Origin of the sequence: Nocardioides sp. Root682 (assembly GCF_001427795.1) — a bacterium.
GTDB lineage: Bacteria > Actinomycetota > Actinomycetes > Propionibacteriales > Nocardioidaceae > Nocardioides.
In genome coordinates, this window is the sequence record NZ_LMHJ01000002.1 from 429,593 (window position 1) to 445,649 (window position 16,057).

Here is a 16,057-nt window from a genome sequence, read left to right on the forward strand (position 1 = left end):
ACAGGAGTGTTGATGGACTCGGACGACAGTCCGGAGATGCTGGACGGCCGCCGGACCAGGTGGCAGGAGCACAACCAGGTGCGCCGGCAGGTCATCATCGACGCTGCCGTCGCGGTGATGGAACGCCAGGCACCTGGCGAGGAGATCCAGGTGCAGGCGGTTGCCGACGAGGCCCGGATGAGTCGCACCGTCATCTACCGCCACTTCGAGGACCGCACCGACCTCGACCGGGCCGTCCAGCGTCAGGTCTGCGAGGACGTCGGCGCCGCCCTGCTGCCTGCGCTCTCCTACGACGGCACGCCCGACCAGATCATCCACCGGATCGTCGGCAGCTTCATCCGGTGGGCCGAGGCCCACCCGAGTCTCTACTGGTTCGCCGAGCGCGACCTCGCTGGTTGGGGGCCGAGCCCGCTGGGCCAAGCCGTGCAGCAGGTCGCCGAGGGGATCGAGAGCCTGATGGCGATCGTCGTCGGCGCGGTGGGTGTCGAGCTGACCGACGACGACCGGGCCGCGCTCGATCCCTGGGTCTTCGGCATGATCGGCGCCGTCTTCGCTGCCGTTCGTCGTTGGCTCGAACGCGACGTGCGAGCGCCCAGCATCGATGTCTGCATCAGCATTCTCTCGGAGTCGATCTGGCTGCAGATCAACGGTCTGGCTCTCTCTCGCGGCATCAACCTGCCCGACCTGCCGATCGTCGACCTCCTGCAGGCGCTGTCTCCCGAGAGCGCCGGGGAGTGAACGGCGCAGAGTCCGCTCCTGACGGGCTGGACCGGCTGTGGACGCCGCACCGGATGGCCTACGTCCGGGGCGAGGAGGACGTAGACCCGCCGGCGCATGCCGAGCCGCGTCCGGTGTGCCCGTTCTGCCGGATCACGGCGGAGCCGGCCACATCGACGGACGACGACCTGGTCGTCGTACGAGGGGAGACGGCGTACGTCGTCGTCAACCTGTACCCCTACAACCCCGGGCACCTCATGGTGTTGCCGTACCGGCACGTCGCCGACTACGTCGACCTGACCGACGACGAGACCGTCGAGGTCGCCGCGCTGACCAAGGCCGCGTTGCGCACCATCCGCTCGGTGTCCCAGCCGCATGCCTTCAACGTGGGCCTCAACCTCGGTGAGGCAGCGGGAGGATCGCTCTCGGGCCACCTGCACCAGCACGTCGTGCCGCGTTGGTCCGGCGACTCCAACTTCATGACGGTCATCGGTGGCACCAAGACGCTGCCCCAACTACTGGAGCAGACCCGGGACCTCCTGCACGACGCGTGGCCCGACAAGGTCGTCGAGTAGCGCCAGCGAGTCGCGCTGTGGCAACCAAGGTCGTCGAGTAGCGACGAGCGCCAGCGAGTGGAGTATCGAGACGCGCTGGTAGGTTCCGACCCGTGTTGGAGCGCTTCAAGGAGTTCTGGGGCGGGACCGTGCTGTACCCGTTCGTCCGCCTGTTCATCCGGTTGGGCATAAGCCCGGACACGGTGACCCTCGTGGGCACGATCGGTGTGGTGGTCGGTGCGCTCGCGTTCTTCCCGCGCGGCGAGCTGCTCTACGGCGTCCTGTTCATCACCGCCTTCGTGTTCAGTGACCTCATCGACGGCCGCATGGCACGTGAGATGGGGCGTGAGTCGAAGTTCGGAGCCTTCTGGGACTCCACCCTCGACCGGATCGGCGACGGTGCCATCTTCGGTGGCCTGGCGCTCTACTTCGCCGGCACCGGCGACGGTCAGGGCGACAGCTATCTCTACCTCTGCGTGTCCCTGTGGTGCCTGGTCATGGGTTCGGTCACGTCCTACGCCCGTGCGCGCGCCGAGTCCCTCGGCATGGACGCCAAGGGCGGCATCGCCGAGCGTGCCGACCGGCTCGTGTCCATCCTCGTGATGACCGGGTTGTCGGACATCTTCGACCTGCCGATCCTGATGAACGTCACGCTGTGGACGCTCGCGGTCGCCAGCACCTACACGGTGGCGTTCCGGGTCCTGAAGGTACGACGCCAGGCGCTCGCGGCCGAGGCTGCCCCCGGGGCGTGAGGGTTCACCCGGTCGCCGTAGAATCGGCGGCATGAGCGAGCAGCAGGAACAGGGCACCACCCGGGTCAAGCGCGGCATGGCCGAGATGCTGAAGGGTGGCGTCATCATGGACGTCGTCACGGCCGAGCAGGCGAAGATCGCCGAGGACGCCGGAGCGGTTGCGGTGATGGCCCTGGAGCGGGTTCCGGCCGACATCCGTGCCCAGGGTGGCGTGTCCAGGATGAGCGACCCGGACATGATCGACTCGATCATCGCCGCGGTCTCGATCCCGGTGATGGCGAAGGCCCGCATCGGTCACTTCGCCGAGGCCCAGATCCTGCAGTCCCTCGGTGTCGACTACATCGACGAGTCCGAGGTCCTCACCCCTGCCGACTACGCCAACCACATCGACAAGTGGAACTTCACGGTTCCCTTCGTGTGCGGTGCGACCAACCTGGGTGAGGCGCTGCGCCGGATCACCGAGGGCGCGGCCATGATCCGCTCCAAGGGCGAGGCCGGCACCGGCGACGTCTCCAACGCCGTGACCCACATGCGCACGATCCGTGGCGAGCTGCGCCGGTTGTCGTCGCTGCCCGAGGACGAGCTGTACGTCGCGGCCAAGGAGCTCCAGGCGCCGTACGAGCTGGTCGCCGAGGTCGCCCGTACCGGCAAGCTCCCCGTCGTTCTCTTCACCGCCGGCGGCATCGCCACCCCCGCGGACGCGGCGATGATGATGCAGCTCGGTGCCGAGGGCGTGTTCGTGGGTTCGGGCATCTTCAAGTCCGGCAACCCGGCTGAGCGGGCCGAGGCGATCGTCAAGGCCACCACGTTCTACGACGACCCCGACGTGGTCGCGAAGGTCTCGCGTGGACTCGGTGAGGCGATGGTCGGCATCAACGTCGAGGACATCCCGCAGCCGCACCGGCTCGCCGAACGCGGCTGGTGAACCCCTGCCGGACGTCGTCCGGCAGTGACGCATGTCGGTCCCGCTGACCCTCGGAACCGATGGATTGACAAATTGTGCCGACCCGTTGGTAAAGAATCGGGACAAAGTCCCGGTTCCCTGAACACAGCGTGTCCCGTCGTGGTCCTCTTCGTTCTGACATCAGAGGCAGTAACGCCTCACCAATGTTCAACGAAATCCGGACCTGGGGACACAGGCCCGGGGACGGAGATTTGGCATGAAGAAGTCAACCAAGGGCGCGCTGGCAGCTGGATCTGCGGCCGTTCTCCTCATGGGTGGTGCGGGCACCCTCGCGTTCTGGACCGCCACGGACGACGTCGACGGCGGAAGCATCGACTCGGGCAGCCTGACGCTGACGACGGGCACTTGCGACGGCTGGGTCTACTCCGCCGCTGACCTCGAGGGCACCGGTCCGGTGACGCTCGTCGTCCCGGGCGACACGATCGAGCAGACCTGCGAGGTCACGATCGACGGCTCCGGCGACCACCTCAAGGCCACGGTCGAGATCGACCCGGCCTCGGTCGCCGACATCACCCTCGGCACTGGGGTCACGGACACCCTGACCGTCTCCGCTGCGCTGGTCGGTGCGACCACCGACGTGGAGATCGACGGGCCCACCACGGTCGACGTCGTGATCACCGTTGCCTACCCGTACGGCGCGACCGAGAACAACGACTCGCAGCTGTCGACGGCCACGCTCGGCGCGATCACGCTGGACGCCGTCCAGGTCCACGACTGATCCGTCGCGGAACTGGGCTGACTGCCCGTGCGCAAGTCTCTCGGCTGGATCGGTCAGGTTGTCTCATGGCTCGTGATCCTCGGTGTGGTGGCTGTGCTGGCGGTCGCGGTGTTGGTACCGCGGCTCGCCGGTGCAGCTCCCTACACCGTGCTCACGGGTTCGATGAAGCCGAACTACCCGCCGGGCACGCTGGTGGTGGTCAGGCCGGTGCCGTTCGACGAGATCGCCGTCGGCGACGTGATCACCTACCAGCTCGAGTCGGGCAAGGCGACGGTGGTGACCCACCGGGTGACCAGGGTCAGCGCCCGGCTCGACGGCGAGAAGGTGCTCACGACACAGGGCGATGCCAACAACTCCCCGGATCCCGAAGGGGTCGAGGAGGTCCAGGTCAGGGGCCGGTTGTGGTACTCGGTCCCTTTCCTCGGACGCGTGAACAACGCACTCAACGGGGGCCAGCGACAGATTGCCGTGCTGATTGTCTCGGCGGGTCTCGTCGGGTACGCAGCCTTCATGTTCGTCGGGAGCTTCCGGGACCGGCGGCGCAAGAAGACGCAGGTCGTCGACGAGGTCGCTGAAGCACAGATCCACCGGGTGACAGAGCAGGTCGAGACCCACGGCAAGGGAGGGCAGGCCCGCGATGGCAGCTCCAACGCACGAGTCGCAGCCGCCGGAATCTTCGGACTCGTCGCCCTCGGCCTGGCTTACCGCTTGATCAGGGCCCGGCGCGGCCGAACCACTGACCACACCCACCACTGAACATCCCTCCCAGCTCATTCATCGAAGCCCACTCATCGAAGCCCCAGGACAAGGACTCGTCGTGATGCGTCGCCTCGCAACCGTCGTCACCGCAGCCGTACTGGCTGTCGGGGCTGCGGCTGCGCCCGCGCACGCGAACGAGATCGGACTCAGCGAGGACGGGGTGACCTGGTCGGACTCGCTGGTCGAGCCGATCTTCGAACCGGACTTCGTCTTCGTGCCGGGCGACGTCGAGGTCAGGAGCTTCAAGGCCCGCAATGACGGACCTTCCGACGGTGTGCTCACCGTCGACGTGATCGCCTCCGACCCCGATGACCTCCTGGCGAACGACGACTTCCTCGTCGAGGCACAGGTGGGCTCCGGTCCCTGGGTCAACGTCGAGCCGGGTTCGACCCGCGCCCGCACCGAGCTGAAGATCGCCCAGGGCGGTCAGACCGACGTCCGGATCCGGGCGAGCTTCCTGTCCGCGTCGACCAGCCAGCTCGAGAGCATTCCCTTCAGCGTCCGCCTCACGATGTCCGAGGACAGCGACGTCGGCGGTGTCGACGAGGGTGACGGCGACGGGAACGGCGGTGGCGATGTCGGCGGAGTGGACGACGGAGGCCTGCCGGACACCGGTTCCCCGATCGAGATGATGTACCTCTGGCTGGCCGCTGGCCTGATCGGAGCCGGTCTGGCGCTGGTCCTCCCGCGCCGCCGTCGCCGTGAGGAGGCCTCCTGTGTCTGAGCACCGCGCTCCGCGACAGGGCTGGTTCGGCCGCGGCCGGACCCGGGCGATCCTCTCCCTCGGCCTGCTGCTCGGGATGGGAGCCGTCGCGACCTCGGCGTACTGGACGGCCGAGGACACCGTCACCACCGGACCCGTCAGCTCCGGTGCGATCCACCTCGACCTCGCCACCAACAACAAGGTCAAGCCCGAGGTCTACCCCTGGGCTGGGCTCTCCCTCAGCAACCTCGCGCCGGGCGCCTCCAAGGCTGCCGTGCTGCCCGTCACGAACAACAGCAGCGGTCATCTGAAGTTCTCCTACCGCATCCAGGCCGCAGCGACCGGAACCACCCTGGGACCGCAGCTCCAGGTGACCGTCCGCCGTGGCGGTACCTCCGACGGCACGGCCTGCTCCGGAGGCACCCTGATCGGTGGCGCGAATGCCACGCTCAACGGCTTCAACCAGCCGGCCGGCGCGAACCTCGCCCCGACCCAGTCCCACAACATCTGTGTCCAGGTGACGCGTACGGGCGTGGCTCTGCCGGGCAGCTCGACATCGAACGTCAGCTTCACCTTCCCTGCTACCCAGGTGCACTCATGACGAAGACACTGCGTTTCGGACGCGAGGCACTTCTCTGGGTCGGGGGAGCGCTGGGCACCCTGTGCCTGCTGTCCCTGCTCGCCGGCTGGATGTTCAACGTCACGCCGCTGGTGTTCTCGTCCGGCTCGATGAGCCCCGCCTACGAGGCCGGCGCACTCGGGCTGGCGCATGAGGTGCCCGCACCCGACCTCGAGGTCGGCGACGTCGTGAGCGTGGTCAACGCGCAGGGCGACCGAGTGACCCACCGGATCGTCGAGACCGTTCCCGTGGGCAACGGCTCCGTGCTGACCCTGCAGGGCGACACCAACAACGTCCCCGATGCCGAGGCGTACGCCGTCACGTCCGCTGACCGCGTCTCCTTCGGGATACCGTACGCCGGCTACGTCCTCAACGCTGCCGCCAGCCCCTTCGGCCTGTTGGTCATCGCCCTGCTGGTCGGCGCAAGCATGTGGCTGGGCTTCGCCCGTCGCCAGGATCGCTCCAACGCCTCCGGGCCGGTCCGCACCCGAGCCCTCGTTTCGACGGGTGTCGTCGGAGTGGTCGCGGCCGGGGTCCTGCTCGGCGCCAGCGGACAGGCTCCTTGGGCGTTCACCTCTGCCTTCTGGACCGACACGGCCACCGCGACGACGACGGCCAGCACGCCCGCGGTCGTCGACACGACCCCGCCGGTGCTCTCGAACCCGCTGCCGGCCAACGCTTCGTCCGGTGCGGGCTGGGCAGCGCTCAGCTGCGCGTCGAGCGCCAACCAGATCTGCGTGAACGCGACCGACACGGGCGGGTCCGGCGTCAGCACCGTGTTCGTGAAGCTGGTCCGCACGAGCACCAACCAGTGCTGGAACGGCACGGCTTTCATTGCCGGTACGGGCTGCTCGCCGCAGCCGATGGTCCTGGTCGCGGGCAACCAGTACAGCACCAGTGGCCTCACCGCTGCGTTGATGCCGGTCGGCACCTACACCGCGGCCTTCACTGCGACGGACGTCGCGGGCAACGCGGCGACGCCCTTGAACACCGGGTTCACCATCACTGTGCCAGCCACGCCGACGATCACGAGCTGCACGGTTGCCAACGGACTCACCGAGTACACCCTGACCTGGACGTGGCCCGGACCGGGCACGGCGGACTCGTTCAAGCTGTACTACGGAGGAGGTGGCAGCTCCAGGCCGCCCACGACGCTCCCCGATGTCACTTCGCCGTACACAGGAGTGTCGGTCCCGATCAATGACGAGGCGGGCACGTTCCGGATCGTTGCGGTGGTCGGTGGCGTGGAGTCTGCGCTCTCCAACACCTACAACTACTCCGGCAAGAACAACAGCAAGGTGTGTGGTCCCTAGTCCCGAGGCGCTCTCCGCCCGAATACCCGGGATGAAGTCCTCAGGACTGGTCTGGACCAGTCGATGGAAGGGGCATGACCACTCACCTTCCCCGCGAACCGCGCCGACGCCGCGGTCTCGTGCTCGGTACGGCCGGCGCGATGTCGGCGGCGGTACTGGCACTCGGCATCAGCGGCACCCTGTCCAGCTGGACCGAAGCCGTCCTGGGCAACGATGACAACCACGCCGACAGTGCGACGTCCGTCGTGCTCGAGGAGACGGGCCCCGGCGCGACGACGTGCACGACCAGCGGGACGGTGACCAACACCGCCACCTGCTCGACCATCAACAAGTACGGCGACGACGGCGCGGCAGCGACCGGTGTGACAGCGCTCGAGCCGGGCGACTCCATCTCGACCACGGTGACGCTGACCAACACAGGCAGCGGCGACGCAGCGACCTTCACGCTGACGCCCGGCTCCTGCAGCGCGATCTACCACTCCGGCACCAACAGCGGCCAGGCCCCTGCGCCCGGTGACGACCTCTGCAGCCAGCTGACCGTCGCGGTCTCCTGCGACGACGCCGGGGCGGTCAACGTGCTCTCGGTGGCGGCTGTTGCACTCGGCAGCTTCAGCGGCGCACAGGCCATCACAGGTGGCCTCGGCAGCGGGGACGCCGTCGACTGCACCTTCACCGTGGCATTGCCCGGCGCGACGGCCGCGAACTACGGCGGGCAGACGGTGGCGCAGGACCTCGTCTGGCGGATCAGCGTGGTGTGAGGTGCCGACCGACCACCGTGCGCCACGGCGGCGACGTCGCGCGGGTCGCCCGCGCAACGTCGTCATCTGGCTCGCCGGTGGCGCCTCCGCAGCCGTCCTCGTGCTCGGCACCTCCGGTGCTCTCGCTTCCTGGACCAGCGCTGTCGTCGGCAACGACACCAACACCGTCGCCACCGCCAAGGCGGTCATCCTCTCCGAGACGGACGGCAGCACGACCTGTCGTTCCAGCGACCAGACCACCAACGTGTCGACCTGCAGCGGGATCAACAAGTACGGCGGCACCGTTTCGCCCCTGATGCCCGGCGGGTCGCGCACCCTCGACGTCACGTTCTCCAACATCGGCGCCGCCAACGCGGTGACGTTCTCGTTGGCACCGGGGGCCTGCAGCCAGACCCCGACGGCCGGGAGCGGAACACCCGCCGCCACCAACCTGTGCACGGCGACCAGTGAGCTGACGGTCGGCGTCTCCTGCTCGCCCGGTGCGACGTACGTCGGCGGGTCGGCCTGGGTCGACCTGGTCCACGCTGCCGGGGTGCCGCCCACGGCGACGAAGACCCATACGGCGACCGGAGCCGAGCTGAATGCCGGCGCCCAGTGGACGTGTCGGTTCACCATCGCGCTCAATGCCGCAGCGAGCATCGCGAGCCAGAACGTCATCGTCTCCCAACCGCTGACCTGGACACTCGCGTCATGACGTGGCGGCCGCGCTCCGGGCCGCTGTTCGTCACCCTGGTCGTCGGAGTCGCAATCCTCGTCCTGGGTGCCGCGGTCACCCGTGCCGGGTGGACCACTGCGCAGGTCGCGACGGCCGCGAACTCCGCCAAGACGGGACGCCTGGCCTTCACCCACACCTACGCCAGCACGACCTGCGTCGGCACGGGGCCGTCGGACACCGCGTGCGCCGACAGCCCGGTCACCACCGCCGCGTCCTCGTCCTCGGCCCAGACGCTCGACACGACGCTGAGCAACCAGACGACGGGTGGCGGAGCGTTCACCCAGCAGGTCCAGGTCACCTCGTGCGCACCGGCGGCCTTCACCAACACGACGACGAGCGGTGACCCCCTTCTGTCGCGTAGCAGGGTGACCCGAAACGTGACCGACAAGTGGGGGACGACGAGCGCCGCCACCTTCAACGGCACCTCTCAGTACGCCGCGGACGTGGTCTCCACGTCGACCTCCGCGGTCGCAGCCACGTCGTACACGGTGGGCCTGTGGTTCAAGGCGGCCCCCGGCAGTGGGGGAGGCGGCCTGCTCTCCCTGAACGCCAGCCCCGTCGACACGACCAGCTCCGGTGCCAACCCGAGCGTCTACCTCGACCCGACGGGGCGCGTCCGGGCACGGTTCGACGGTGTGCCGATCATCGTCATCCCGGTGATCCTGACGGTCGCATCGGGTTCAGGGACCGACTACCGCGACGGCCAGTGGCACCACGTCGCGCTCACGGTTTCCCGCAGCATCCTGACGACCGACCTGCGGCTCTACGTCGACGGTGCGGTGGCGGACAGTGCACTCGGCGTCACGCTCCTCGTCGGTACCGGTTCGGCGGCGTGGTGGCACGTCGGCTGGACGGACACCACCGGCCTCCTGGGCTACGGGAACCCGACGGCGTACTTCACCGGCTCCCTGTCCGGTGTCTTCCGGACGACGACAGCGCTGTCCGCCGGAGCCGTGTCGACGCTCGCGGGAGCCGCGTCGGCGTCGGCGTACGCCACGGCCCTGAGCGGGGCCCAACATCTCTGGATGCTTGCCGAGGGACGTACGGCGACGTACACACCCGCGATCGCCTACGTGACCGGTGGCAACCCGTGCGCGCTCGTTCGGCTGGGCTGGACCCTGGGCTCGACATCGGCGTTCTCGCCGACGGCGATCGCCACCCTGACGGGCTCCGGCTGGCTGCCGGCGAGCCCGGCTGCCGCGCCTGCCGGGGGAGCGAGCCACACCCTCACGACGTCGTACTCGCGTGTTCCGGTGGGGTACGACACCGACGTCGCGGGCCTGGAACTGGTCACGGTTCTCGGGCACCGGGCGAACCTGTCCGGCACCAGCTGGCGCCTGTTGTTCGAGTGGACGACGGCGGTGCTGCTCGGATGAGCGTGAGCAGGTGGGCACGGATCGCCGCGACCGTGGCCGTGACTTCGTTCCTGGCGCTGCTGGTGTCGTGGCGCATCGACGGCGGCCGTTGGGTGCACGTCGAGTCGCCGTCCATGGGCACGGCAGCACCGGTCGGCTCACTGCTGTGGGTCAAGCCGGTCGACACCGAGACCCTCGCGGAAGGCGACTTCATCACCTTTCGTCCGCCCGGGAGCGACGCGCTCTACAGCCATCGCGTGCTCGCGGTGTACGACGACGGTTCGTTCACCACGAAGGGCGACATCCCCGGCCCTGATCCGTGGCGGCTGACCGCCGCCGACGTGGTCGGAGAGGTGCGGATGACGTGGTGGGGCGCCGGGTGGCTGGTGGTCGCCGCGCCCGTCCTGCTGGGCGGCTTCGCAATTGTCGTCGCGGCACGCGCTGCGGTGGATCCGGCGTGGCGCTTCCCTGTCACCATGGTCCTCGCCGCGACCGTGGTCAGCATCGCCGTGTCGGTCTACCACCCGCTGATCGGCGCCCAGCGGATCGCGTTCTCGCCCGAGGGATCGACCGCGCGGGCCACCTACGTCGGGACCGGGTTGTTGCCGGTCAGGCTGACCACGCACCATGGGGAGAGCGCGATCCTGGCGGCCGGCGAGGTGGGCACCGTCGTCGTCCGCGACCCGGACGAGGACGGACGGCTGGAGGTCACCCTCGAGCCGGCGCTCCCGATGTGGTGGTGGGCGGTGCTGGTGCTCGGGTGCCTGGCACCGGCCGCGGTTCGGACGGCGGGGGACCGACGGCCCCGCGACAGTGCGCCGGCGGTATCGCACTAGGCTTCCGGCGTGGCAGCGATCGGAGTCTTCGCCCTCCAGGGCGACGTGCGGGAACACCTCCAGACCCTGACCGCCCTGGGTGCTGCAGCGTTCCCCGTACGACGGCCCCGGGAGCTGGACCAGTGCGACGCCCTGGTGCTGCCGGGTGGTGAGTCGACGACGATGGCGAAGCTCGCCCGCACCTTCGAGCTCCTCGACCCCATCCGCGAACGCGTGAAGGCAGGCATGCCGACGTTCGGCACCTGTGCGGGGATGATCCTGCTGGCCGACCGGATCGAGGGCGGCACCGCCGACCAGGAGACGATCGGTGGCCTGGACGTGACGGTCCGGCGCAACGCCTTCGGCCGTCAGGTCGACTCGTTCGAGGCGGACCTGGACTTCACCGGACTCCCCGCGCCGGTGCACGCCGTCTTCATCCGCGCGCCGTGGGTGGAGCAGACCGGCCCGGACGTGGAGGTGCTGGCCGAAGCGCACGGCCACCCGGTCGCCGTACGACAGGGACACCTGATGGCGACGTCGTTCCATCCCGAGGTCGACGGGGACGGCCGGGTGCACCGGCTCTTCCTCGACCTGGTCGCCGGATAGACTCCACTGTTGTCGTTTCGAAGAGAGCTGGAAGAGGACGGAAATGTCGGGCCATTCCAAGTGGGCAACCACGAAGCACAAGAAGGCGGCCATCGACGCCAAGCGCGGCAAGCTGTTCGCCAAGCTGATCAAGAACATCGAGATCGCCGCGAAGATGGGTGGTCCCGACCTGACGGGCAACCCGACGCTGTTCGACGCCGTCCAGAAGGCCAAGAAGCAGTCGGTCCCGAACAAGAACATCGACTCCGCGGTCAAGCGCGGCGGTGGCCTCGAAGGCACCGGCGTCAACTACGAGACGATCATGTACGAGGTCTACGGACCGCAGGGCGTGGCCCTGCTCGTTGAGTGCCTCACCGACAACCGCAACCGCGCTGCGATGGAGGTCCGCACGGCGGTCACCCGCAACGGCGGCACCATGGCTGACCCGGGTTCGGTCTCGCGCCTGTTCACCCGCAAGGGCGTCGTCGTGGTCGCGAAGGACCAGGAAGGCAAGACGGTCTCCGAGGACGACGTGCTCGAGGCGACGCTGGACGCTGGCGCCGAGGACGTCGCCGACCACGGCGAGAGCTTCGAGGTCCAGTCCGAGGCGGGTGACGTCGTCGCCGTCCGCACCGCACTGCAGGACGCCGGGATCGACTACGACTCCGCCGATGTCCTGTTCGTCGCATCGATGGACATCCCGGTCTCCGACCCCGATGCGGCCGGCAAGGTGTTCAAGCTCGTCGACGTGCTCGACGATCTCGACGACGTGCAGAACGTCTTCTCCAACGCCGACATCCCCGATGAGGTCATAGATAGCTTCGAGCCGTAGCACTGAGTTCCTCGGTGAGGCGCGGCCCTGCCCATCAGACGGGGAAACACCAGACGTTTTCAGTACCCCTGCGGCCCGAGGGATTCTTGCCACGACCTGATCTCGGCCGACGGCACGTATCTCGGCAGACCGCGCGCCGGGTTCCGAATATCGTGTTACGGTGCGTCTCCGTTCTGGGCTCTCGGGCCTGCCAGACGATAGGGGCATTCATGTTCAGAAAACGTGTTGGTGTAATTAGCCTTGCTGCTGCGGTTGCGAGCATCGTATTGTCCGCAAACCCCGCCTACGCGGCCGAAAACACGAAATTCACCTGTGTGGCGGATGGGCAGACCGCCACGCTTAGTGTCACGCACGATTTGTATAAGCGTACGATCTACCGGATCGAGTACAAGATCGAGGACAATGGGCGCGGCGGCGGAAAAATCTGGGTCAATGACTATGGAACCGCGCCTACGCTTACCTACTACACAGGGTCGGCAATCCAAGATGGCGCTTGGCATGTAATGCGTGAAACGAACATCTATCGCGGAGGAGGCGGATTGAATGTCAAGTTCACTCTCAACCAAGCGGTCGACAGTTCGTGCGGTGGTTGGGTCTGGTGACGTTGTGGCTGTGAGCATCGGCCGATAGTCGGCGGATAGATCGCTGCCTGGGGCTTTGTGCCTCATTCGAGTTTGCCGCCAATCGAGAACCGGTCCAGTTGCAGTGGGAACGCACTCTGGTGCCGCTTCCGTCCCGCTACGTCTTTGAATCTTCGATTCTCATGCGACTGGGATTTGCTGGTGTATTCGAGCTCGATGGCCTGAACGCCCGAGACGCACTAGGACTGTGCTCCGCCTGTGGAGCCAGATTCCGGTGGGATGAATTGTTCGTTCGGGATGTGGCGATCCAGGTCGTCCGTTGTTCTCGTCATCACGCTCCGCGCCTGACCTGTTCGGGGCCATCGAGGGACTCCCGGCAAGCTGCCGCCGTGCCGTCACCCGCGAGGGTTACGGCACGGCGGCAACGCCGGCCAGTTAACCGAGTTACGCGGCACGCAGTGGTGTTCTCGAACTCACCCGTTCGCCCGCGTGTCGTCGGCGCTCGGCAGCGCAGGGTCATCTAGCGTTGGGCCCGAACACTTGTTCGGACGAGAGGTGACGACGTGCGTGTGCTCGGGATCGACCCGGGGCTGACCCGCTGCGGCATGGGCGTGGTCGAGGGCTCCGTGGGACGGCCGTTGTCACTGGTCGACGTCGGCGTCGTTCGTACGTCGTCCCAACTGGCCGTTCCCGAACGGCTGGTCACCATCGAGCGCGGTGTCGACGCCTGGCTCGACGAGCACCGTCCGGACGCCGTCGCGATCGAGCGGATCTTCGCGCGCTCCGACGTCAGCACGATCATGGGTACGGCGCAGGCCGCCGGCATCGCCATGGTCTGTGCTGCCCGGCGCGGCCTCCCGGTCGCGCTCCACACGCCCAGCGAGGTGAAGGCCGCCGTGTCCGGCAACGGTCGCGCCGACAAGGCCCAGGTGGGCGCGATGGTCACCCGGATCCTGCGCCTTGACGCGATGCCCAAACCCGCCGATGCCGCCGACGCACTCGCGCTGGCCATCACCCACATCTGGCGGGGAGGCAGTCAGGCCCGGCTCGACGCGGCGGTGGCCGCTGCCGGCGCCCGACAGAGCCGCCCTGCCGCAGGAGGAGTTCGATGATCGCGTTCGTGCGGGGCAATGTTGCCGCGTTGACGCTGAACAGTGCCGTGGTCGAGGTCGGCGGTGTCGGCCTCGAGCTGATGTGCACGCCGGGCACCCTCGCCCAGCTGCGCACCGGTCGCCAGGCGACGTTGCCCACCAGCATGATCGTCCGCGAGGACTCGCTCACCCTCTACGGCTTCGCCGACGAGGACGAGAAGGCGATCTTCGAGCTGGTCCAGACGGCGTCCGGCGTCGGGCCGAAGGTCGCCCAGTCGATCATTGCGGTGCTCTCGCCCGACGGCGTACGTACTGCCATCGCCACCGAGGACGTCAAGACGCTGACCAAGGTGCCCGGTATCGGCCAGAAGGGTGCCCAGCGCATCATCCTCGAGCTCAAGGACCGGATCGGTGCTCCGACCGGCTCCGCCGGCGGAGGTACGACGACCGGGGCGGCCCCGTGGCGCGACCAGGTCCACCAGGGCCTGATCGGCCTGGGCTACAACACCCGTGACGCAGAGAAAGCGGTCGACGCCGTCGCCGACCAGGCCGGGGGAGACCTCGGCCCGGATGTTGGCGCCCTGCTCCGTGCTGCTCTCCGCGCGCTGTCGAAGGCCTGACGGCATGCCGTTCCACGAGGACGAGCTCGAGGCAGCCGAGGAGGTCCATCTCCGGTCGCTGACCGCGGCCGAGGCGGAGGGCGACGAACGCGCCGTCGAAGCGGCGCTGCGACCGCGGAGCCTGGCCGAGGTCGTCGGGCAGGTGCGGGTCCGCGACCAGCTCGGGCTGGTCCTCGAGGCTGCTCGACAGCGGGGGAGAGCCCCCGACCACGTGCTGCTGTCCGGTCCGCCGGGCCTCGGCAAGACCACGCTCGCCATGATCATCGCGCACGAGATGAACACGCCGCTGCGGATCACCAGCGGGCCGGCGATCACCCACGCCGGCGATCTGGCGTCGATCCTGTCCGGTCTCAACGAGGGCGACGTCCTGTTCGTGGACGAGATCCACCGGATGTCACGACCGGCCGAGGAGATGCTCTACCTCGCCATGGAGGACTTCCGTGTCGACGTGGTGATCGGCAAGGGGCCGGGTGCCACCGCGATCCCGCTCGAGATCCCGCCGTTCACGCTGGTCGGTGCCACCACACGAGCGGGCCTGCTGCCCGGTCCGTTGCGTGACCGCTTCGGGTTCACCGCACACCTGGAGTTCTACGAGGCCCACGACCTCGACCTCATCGTCCACCGCTCGGCGGGCCTGCTGGGTGTCGACCTGACACCCGAGGGGTCCGCCGAGATTGCCGGCCGTTCCCGCGGCACGCCCCGGATCGCCAACCGCTTGCTGCGCCGGGTGCGGGACTTCGCCCAGGTACGGGCGGACGGCGTGGTCACGCACGAGGTCGCCCAGGCCGCACTCGATCTCTACGAGGTGGACTCGTTGGGCCTCGACCGGCTCGACCGGGGCGTGCTCGACGTCCTGTGCCGACGCTTCGGTGGCGGGCCTGTCGGCGTCTCGACACTCGCCGTCGCCGTGGGCGAGGAGCGCGAGACGGTCGAGGAAGTGGCGGAGCCGTTCCTGGTCCGCAACGGCTTCCTGGCCCGCACCCCGCGCGGGCGGATCGCGACTCCGGCAGCGTGGATCCACCTCGGCCTGACTCCGCCGACAGCACAGCCGGACAGCGTCGCGCCCACCCTCTTCGAGGACTGACCGGGTCGCTGCCCGGCCGCGGCGCGCGCGGGCGCGCCACCGATCCTCGACGGGCAGGGGTCCGTGGCTACACTTGCCCGTCGGCCCGCCTTCACTCGTCCTGAGCGGTGCCATACCTGCGCGTGCTGGAGAGGTTTGTCAGTGAAGGAGCTCTACCCCTGGCTGTGGATTGCCGCGATCGCGGTGGTCTTCTGGCTGCTGATCATCCGTCCGGCCGCGCGACGTCAGCGAGAGGTCAGCGCGCTCCACGCGGCCCTGTCCGTCGGTGACGACGTCCTCCTCACCTCCGGTGTCTTCGCGACCATCGTCGGTGCGGCCGACGACCACCTCGAGGTGGAGATCGCGCCCGGCGTGGTCATCCACGTCGTGCGCGGCGCGGTCGCCTCCTTGCGGGTCGACCACGCGGACGACACTGCGGACGACACCGTGGATGACGAAGAACAGACCGAACTGACCGACGAGCTCGACTCCGCGAGCGCCGAAGCCGGCGACACCGCCCCCAACGACACCGAGGAACGCTGA

Annotated in this window: 20 protein-coding genes; all 20 read left to right on the forward strand. The window is 68.4% G+C overall.

What is annotated here, in order from left to right; translation table 11 throughout:
* Positions 1-12 precede the first annotated feature (12 nt).
* The 20 genes from ASD84_RS14305 (at position 13) to yajC (ending at position 16,057) form a co-directional block, all read left to right on the forward strand.
* Entirely contained in the window at positions 13-738 is a 726-nt protein-coding gene (locus ASD84_RS14305) for a TetR/AcrR family transcriptional regulator (RefSeq protein ID WP_056711637.1), read from the forward strand.
* Entirely contained in the window at positions 735-1,292 is a 558-nt protein-coding gene (locus tag ASD84_RS14310) for an HIT family protein (protein ID WP_056711639.1), read from the forward strand. The genes ASD84_RS14305 and ASD84_RS14310 overlap by 4 nt, the downstream gene beginning before the upstream one ends.
* A 92-nt stretch (positions 1,293-1,384) precedes the next feature.
* Positions 1,385-2,023 carry a phosphatidylinositol phosphate synthase gene (pgsA, locus tag ASD84_RS14315; RefSeq protein ID WP_056711642.1) on the forward strand — a complete coding sequence of 213 codons (639 nt, stop codon included), beginning with the start codon at positions 1,385-1,387 and terminating at the stop codon, positions 2,021-2,023.
* 31 nt (positions 2,024-2,054) lie between these two features.
* The gene (gene pdxS / locus ASD84_RS14320) at positions 2,055-2,948 is read left to right on the forward strand and encodes a pyridoxal 5'-phosphate synthase lyase subunit PdxS (RefSeq protein WP_056711643.1); all 894 of its coding nucleotides are present in this window, start codon (positions 2,055-2,057) and stop codon (positions 2,946-2,948) included.
* Positions 2,949-3,183: 235 nt separating this feature from the next.
* Positions 3,184-3,705: an alternate-type signal peptide domain-containing protein gene (locus tag ASD84_RS14325; RefSeq protein ID WP_056711646.1), complete on the forward strand. Its 522-nt coding sequence runs from the start codon at positions 3,184-3,186 to the stop codon at positions 3,703-3,705.
* A gap of 27 nt (positions 3,706-3,732) precedes the next feature.
* Positions 3,733-4,461, forward strand: a complete 729-nt coding sequence (locus ASD84_RS14330) for a signal peptidase I (RefSeq protein ID WP_235531118.1) — start codon at positions 3,733-3,735, stop codon at positions 4,459-4,461.
* A 64-nt stretch (positions 4,462-4,525) separates the two neighbouring features.
* A complete protein-coding gene (locus ASD84_RS14335) occupies positions 4,526-5,188 on the forward strand; it encodes an LPXTG cell wall anchor domain-containing protein (RefSeq protein ID WP_056711647.1) in 663 nt (220 codons plus the stop codon).
* Positions 5,181-5,768, forward strand: a complete 588-nt coding sequence (locus ASD84_RS14340) for a SipW-dependent-type signal peptide-containing protein (protein ID WP_056711650.1) — start codon at positions 5,181-5,183, stop codon at positions 5,766-5,768. The genes ASD84_RS14335 and ASD84_RS14340 overlap by 8 nt, the downstream gene beginning before the upstream one ends.
* On the forward strand, positions 5,765-7,099 hold the full coding sequence (locus ASD84_RS14345) for a signal peptidase I (RefSeq protein ID WP_056711652.1): 1,335 nt from the start codon (positions 5,765-5,767) through the stop codon (positions 7,097-7,099). Before ASD84_RS14340 ends, ASD84_RS14345 begins: the two co-directional genes overlap by 4 nt.
* 74 nt (positions 7,100-7,173) lie before the next feature.
* Entirely contained in the window at positions 7,174-7,857 is a 684-nt protein-coding gene (locus ASD84_RS14350) for a hypothetical protein (protein ID WP_056711654.1), read from the forward strand.
* A gap of 1 nt (position 7,858) precedes the next feature.
* Positions 7,859-8,551, forward strand: coding sequence for a hypothetical protein (locus ASD84_RS14355; RefSeq protein WP_056711656.1), 693 nt, complete (start codon positions 7,859-7,861; stop codon positions 8,549-8,551).
* The gene (locus tag ASD84_RS14360; protein ID WP_056711658.1) at positions 8,548-9,948 is read left to right on the forward strand and encodes a LamG-like jellyroll fold domain-containing protein; all 1,401 of its coding nucleotides are present in this window, start codon (positions 8,548-8,550) and stop codon (positions 9,946-9,948) included. Before ASD84_RS14355 ends, ASD84_RS14360 begins: the two co-directional genes overlap by 4 nt.
* Before the next feature lie 2 nt (positions 9,949-9,950).
* Positions 9,951-10,763 (forward strand): hypothetical protein, encoded by an 813-nt coding sequence (locus ASD84_RS14365; RefSeq protein WP_156391947.1) that lies wholly within the window; start codon positions 9,951-9,953, stop codon positions 10,761-10,763.
* 9 nt (positions 10,764-10,772) lie between these two features.
* Positions 10,773-11,348, forward strand: a complete 576-nt coding sequence (gene pdxT / locus ASD84_RS14370; RefSeq protein ID WP_156391949.1) for a pyridoxal 5'-phosphate synthase glutaminase subunit PdxT — start codon at positions 10,773-10,775, stop codon at positions 11,346-11,348.
* Positions 11,349-11,391: 43 nt separating this feature from the next.
* Positions 11,392-12,159, forward strand: coding sequence for a YebC/PmpR family DNA-binding transcriptional regulator (locus ASD84_RS14375; RefSeq protein WP_056711661.1), 768 nt, complete (start codon positions 11,392-11,394; stop codon positions 12,157-12,159).
* A 209-nt stretch (positions 12,160-12,368) separates the two neighbouring features.
* The gene (locus ASD84_RS25135; RefSeq protein WP_156391951.1) at positions 12,369-12,761 is read left to right on the forward strand and encodes a hypothetical protein; all 393 of its coding nucleotides are present in this window, start codon (positions 12,369-12,371) and stop codon (positions 12,759-12,761) included.
* A gap of 542 nt (positions 12,762-13,303) precedes the next feature.
* Positions 13,304-13,852 (forward strand): crossover junction endodeoxyribonuclease RuvC, encoded by a 549-nt coding sequence (gene ruvC / locus ASD84_RS14380; protein WP_056711664.1) that lies wholly within the window; start codon positions 13,304-13,306, stop codon positions 13,850-13,852.
* Positions 13,849-14,451, forward strand: coding sequence for a Holliday junction branch migration protein RuvA (ruvA, locus tag ASD84_RS14385; RefSeq protein ID WP_056711666.1), 603 nt, complete (start codon positions 13,849-13,851; stop codon positions 14,449-14,451). The genes ruvC and ruvA overlap by 4 nt, the downstream gene beginning before the upstream one ends.
* A 4-nt stretch (positions 14,452-14,455) precedes the next feature.
* Positions 14,456-15,535: a Holliday junction branch migration DNA helicase RuvB gene (gene ruvB / locus ASD84_RS14390; RefSeq protein ID WP_056711668.1), complete on the forward strand. Its 1,080-nt coding sequence runs from the start codon at positions 14,456-14,458 to the stop codon at positions 15,533-15,535.
* Positions 15,536-15,676: 141 nt separating this feature from the next.
* Complete coding sequence (gene yajC, locus ASD84_RS14395; protein WP_056711670.1) at positions 15,677-16,057, forward strand: preprotein translocase subunit YajC; 381 nt, start codon at positions 15,677-15,679, stop codon at positions 16,055-16,057.

Excerpts from the sequence above, each read along its gene's own strand:
- ASD84_RS14305 (WP_056711637.1), top strand. The coding sequence starts at position 13 with ATGGACTCGGACGACAGTCCGGAGATGCTGGACGGCCGCCGGACCAGG.
- pdxS (WP_056711643.1), top strand. The coding sequence starts at position 2,055 with ATGAGCGAGCAGCAGGAACAGGGCACCACCCGGGTCAAGCGCGGCATG.
- ASD84_RS14325 (WP_056711646.1), top strand. The coding sequence starts at position 3,184 with ATGAAGAAGTCAACCAAGGGCGCGCTGGCAGCTGGATCTGCGGCCGTT.
- ASD84_RS14335 (WP_056711647.1), top strand. The coding sequence starts at position 4,526 with ATGCGTCGCCTCGCAACCGTCGTCACCGCAGCCGTACTGGCTGTCGGG.
- ASD84_RS14345 (WP_056711652.1), top strand. The coding sequence starts at position 5,765 with ATGACGAAGACACTGCGTTTCGGACGCGAGGCACTTCTCTGGGTCGGG.
- ASD84_RS14350 (WP_056711654.1), top strand. The coding sequence starts at position 7,174 with ATGACCACTCACCTTCCCCGCGAACCGCGCCGACGCCGCGGTCTCGTG.
- ASD84_RS14360 (WP_056711658.1), top strand. The coding sequence starts at position 8,548 with ATGACGTGGCGGCCGCGCTCCGGGCCGCTGTTCGTCACCCTGGTCGTC.
- ASD84_RS14375 (WP_056711661.1), top strand. The coding sequence starts at position 11,392 with ATGTCGGGCCATTCCAAGTGGGCAACCACGAAGCACAAGAAGGCGGCC.
- ASD84_RS25135 (WP_156391951.1), top strand. The coding sequence starts at position 12,369 with ATGTTCAGAAAACGTGTTGGTGTAATTAGCCTTGCTGCTGCGGTTGCG.
- ruvA (WP_056711666.1), top strand. The coding sequence starts at position 13,849 with ATGATCGCGTTCGTGCGGGGCAATGTTGCCGCGTTGACGCTGAACAGT.
- ruvB (WP_056711668.1), top strand. The coding sequence starts at position 14,456 with ATGCCGTTCCACGAGGACGAGCTCGAGGCAGCCGAGGAGGTCCATCTC.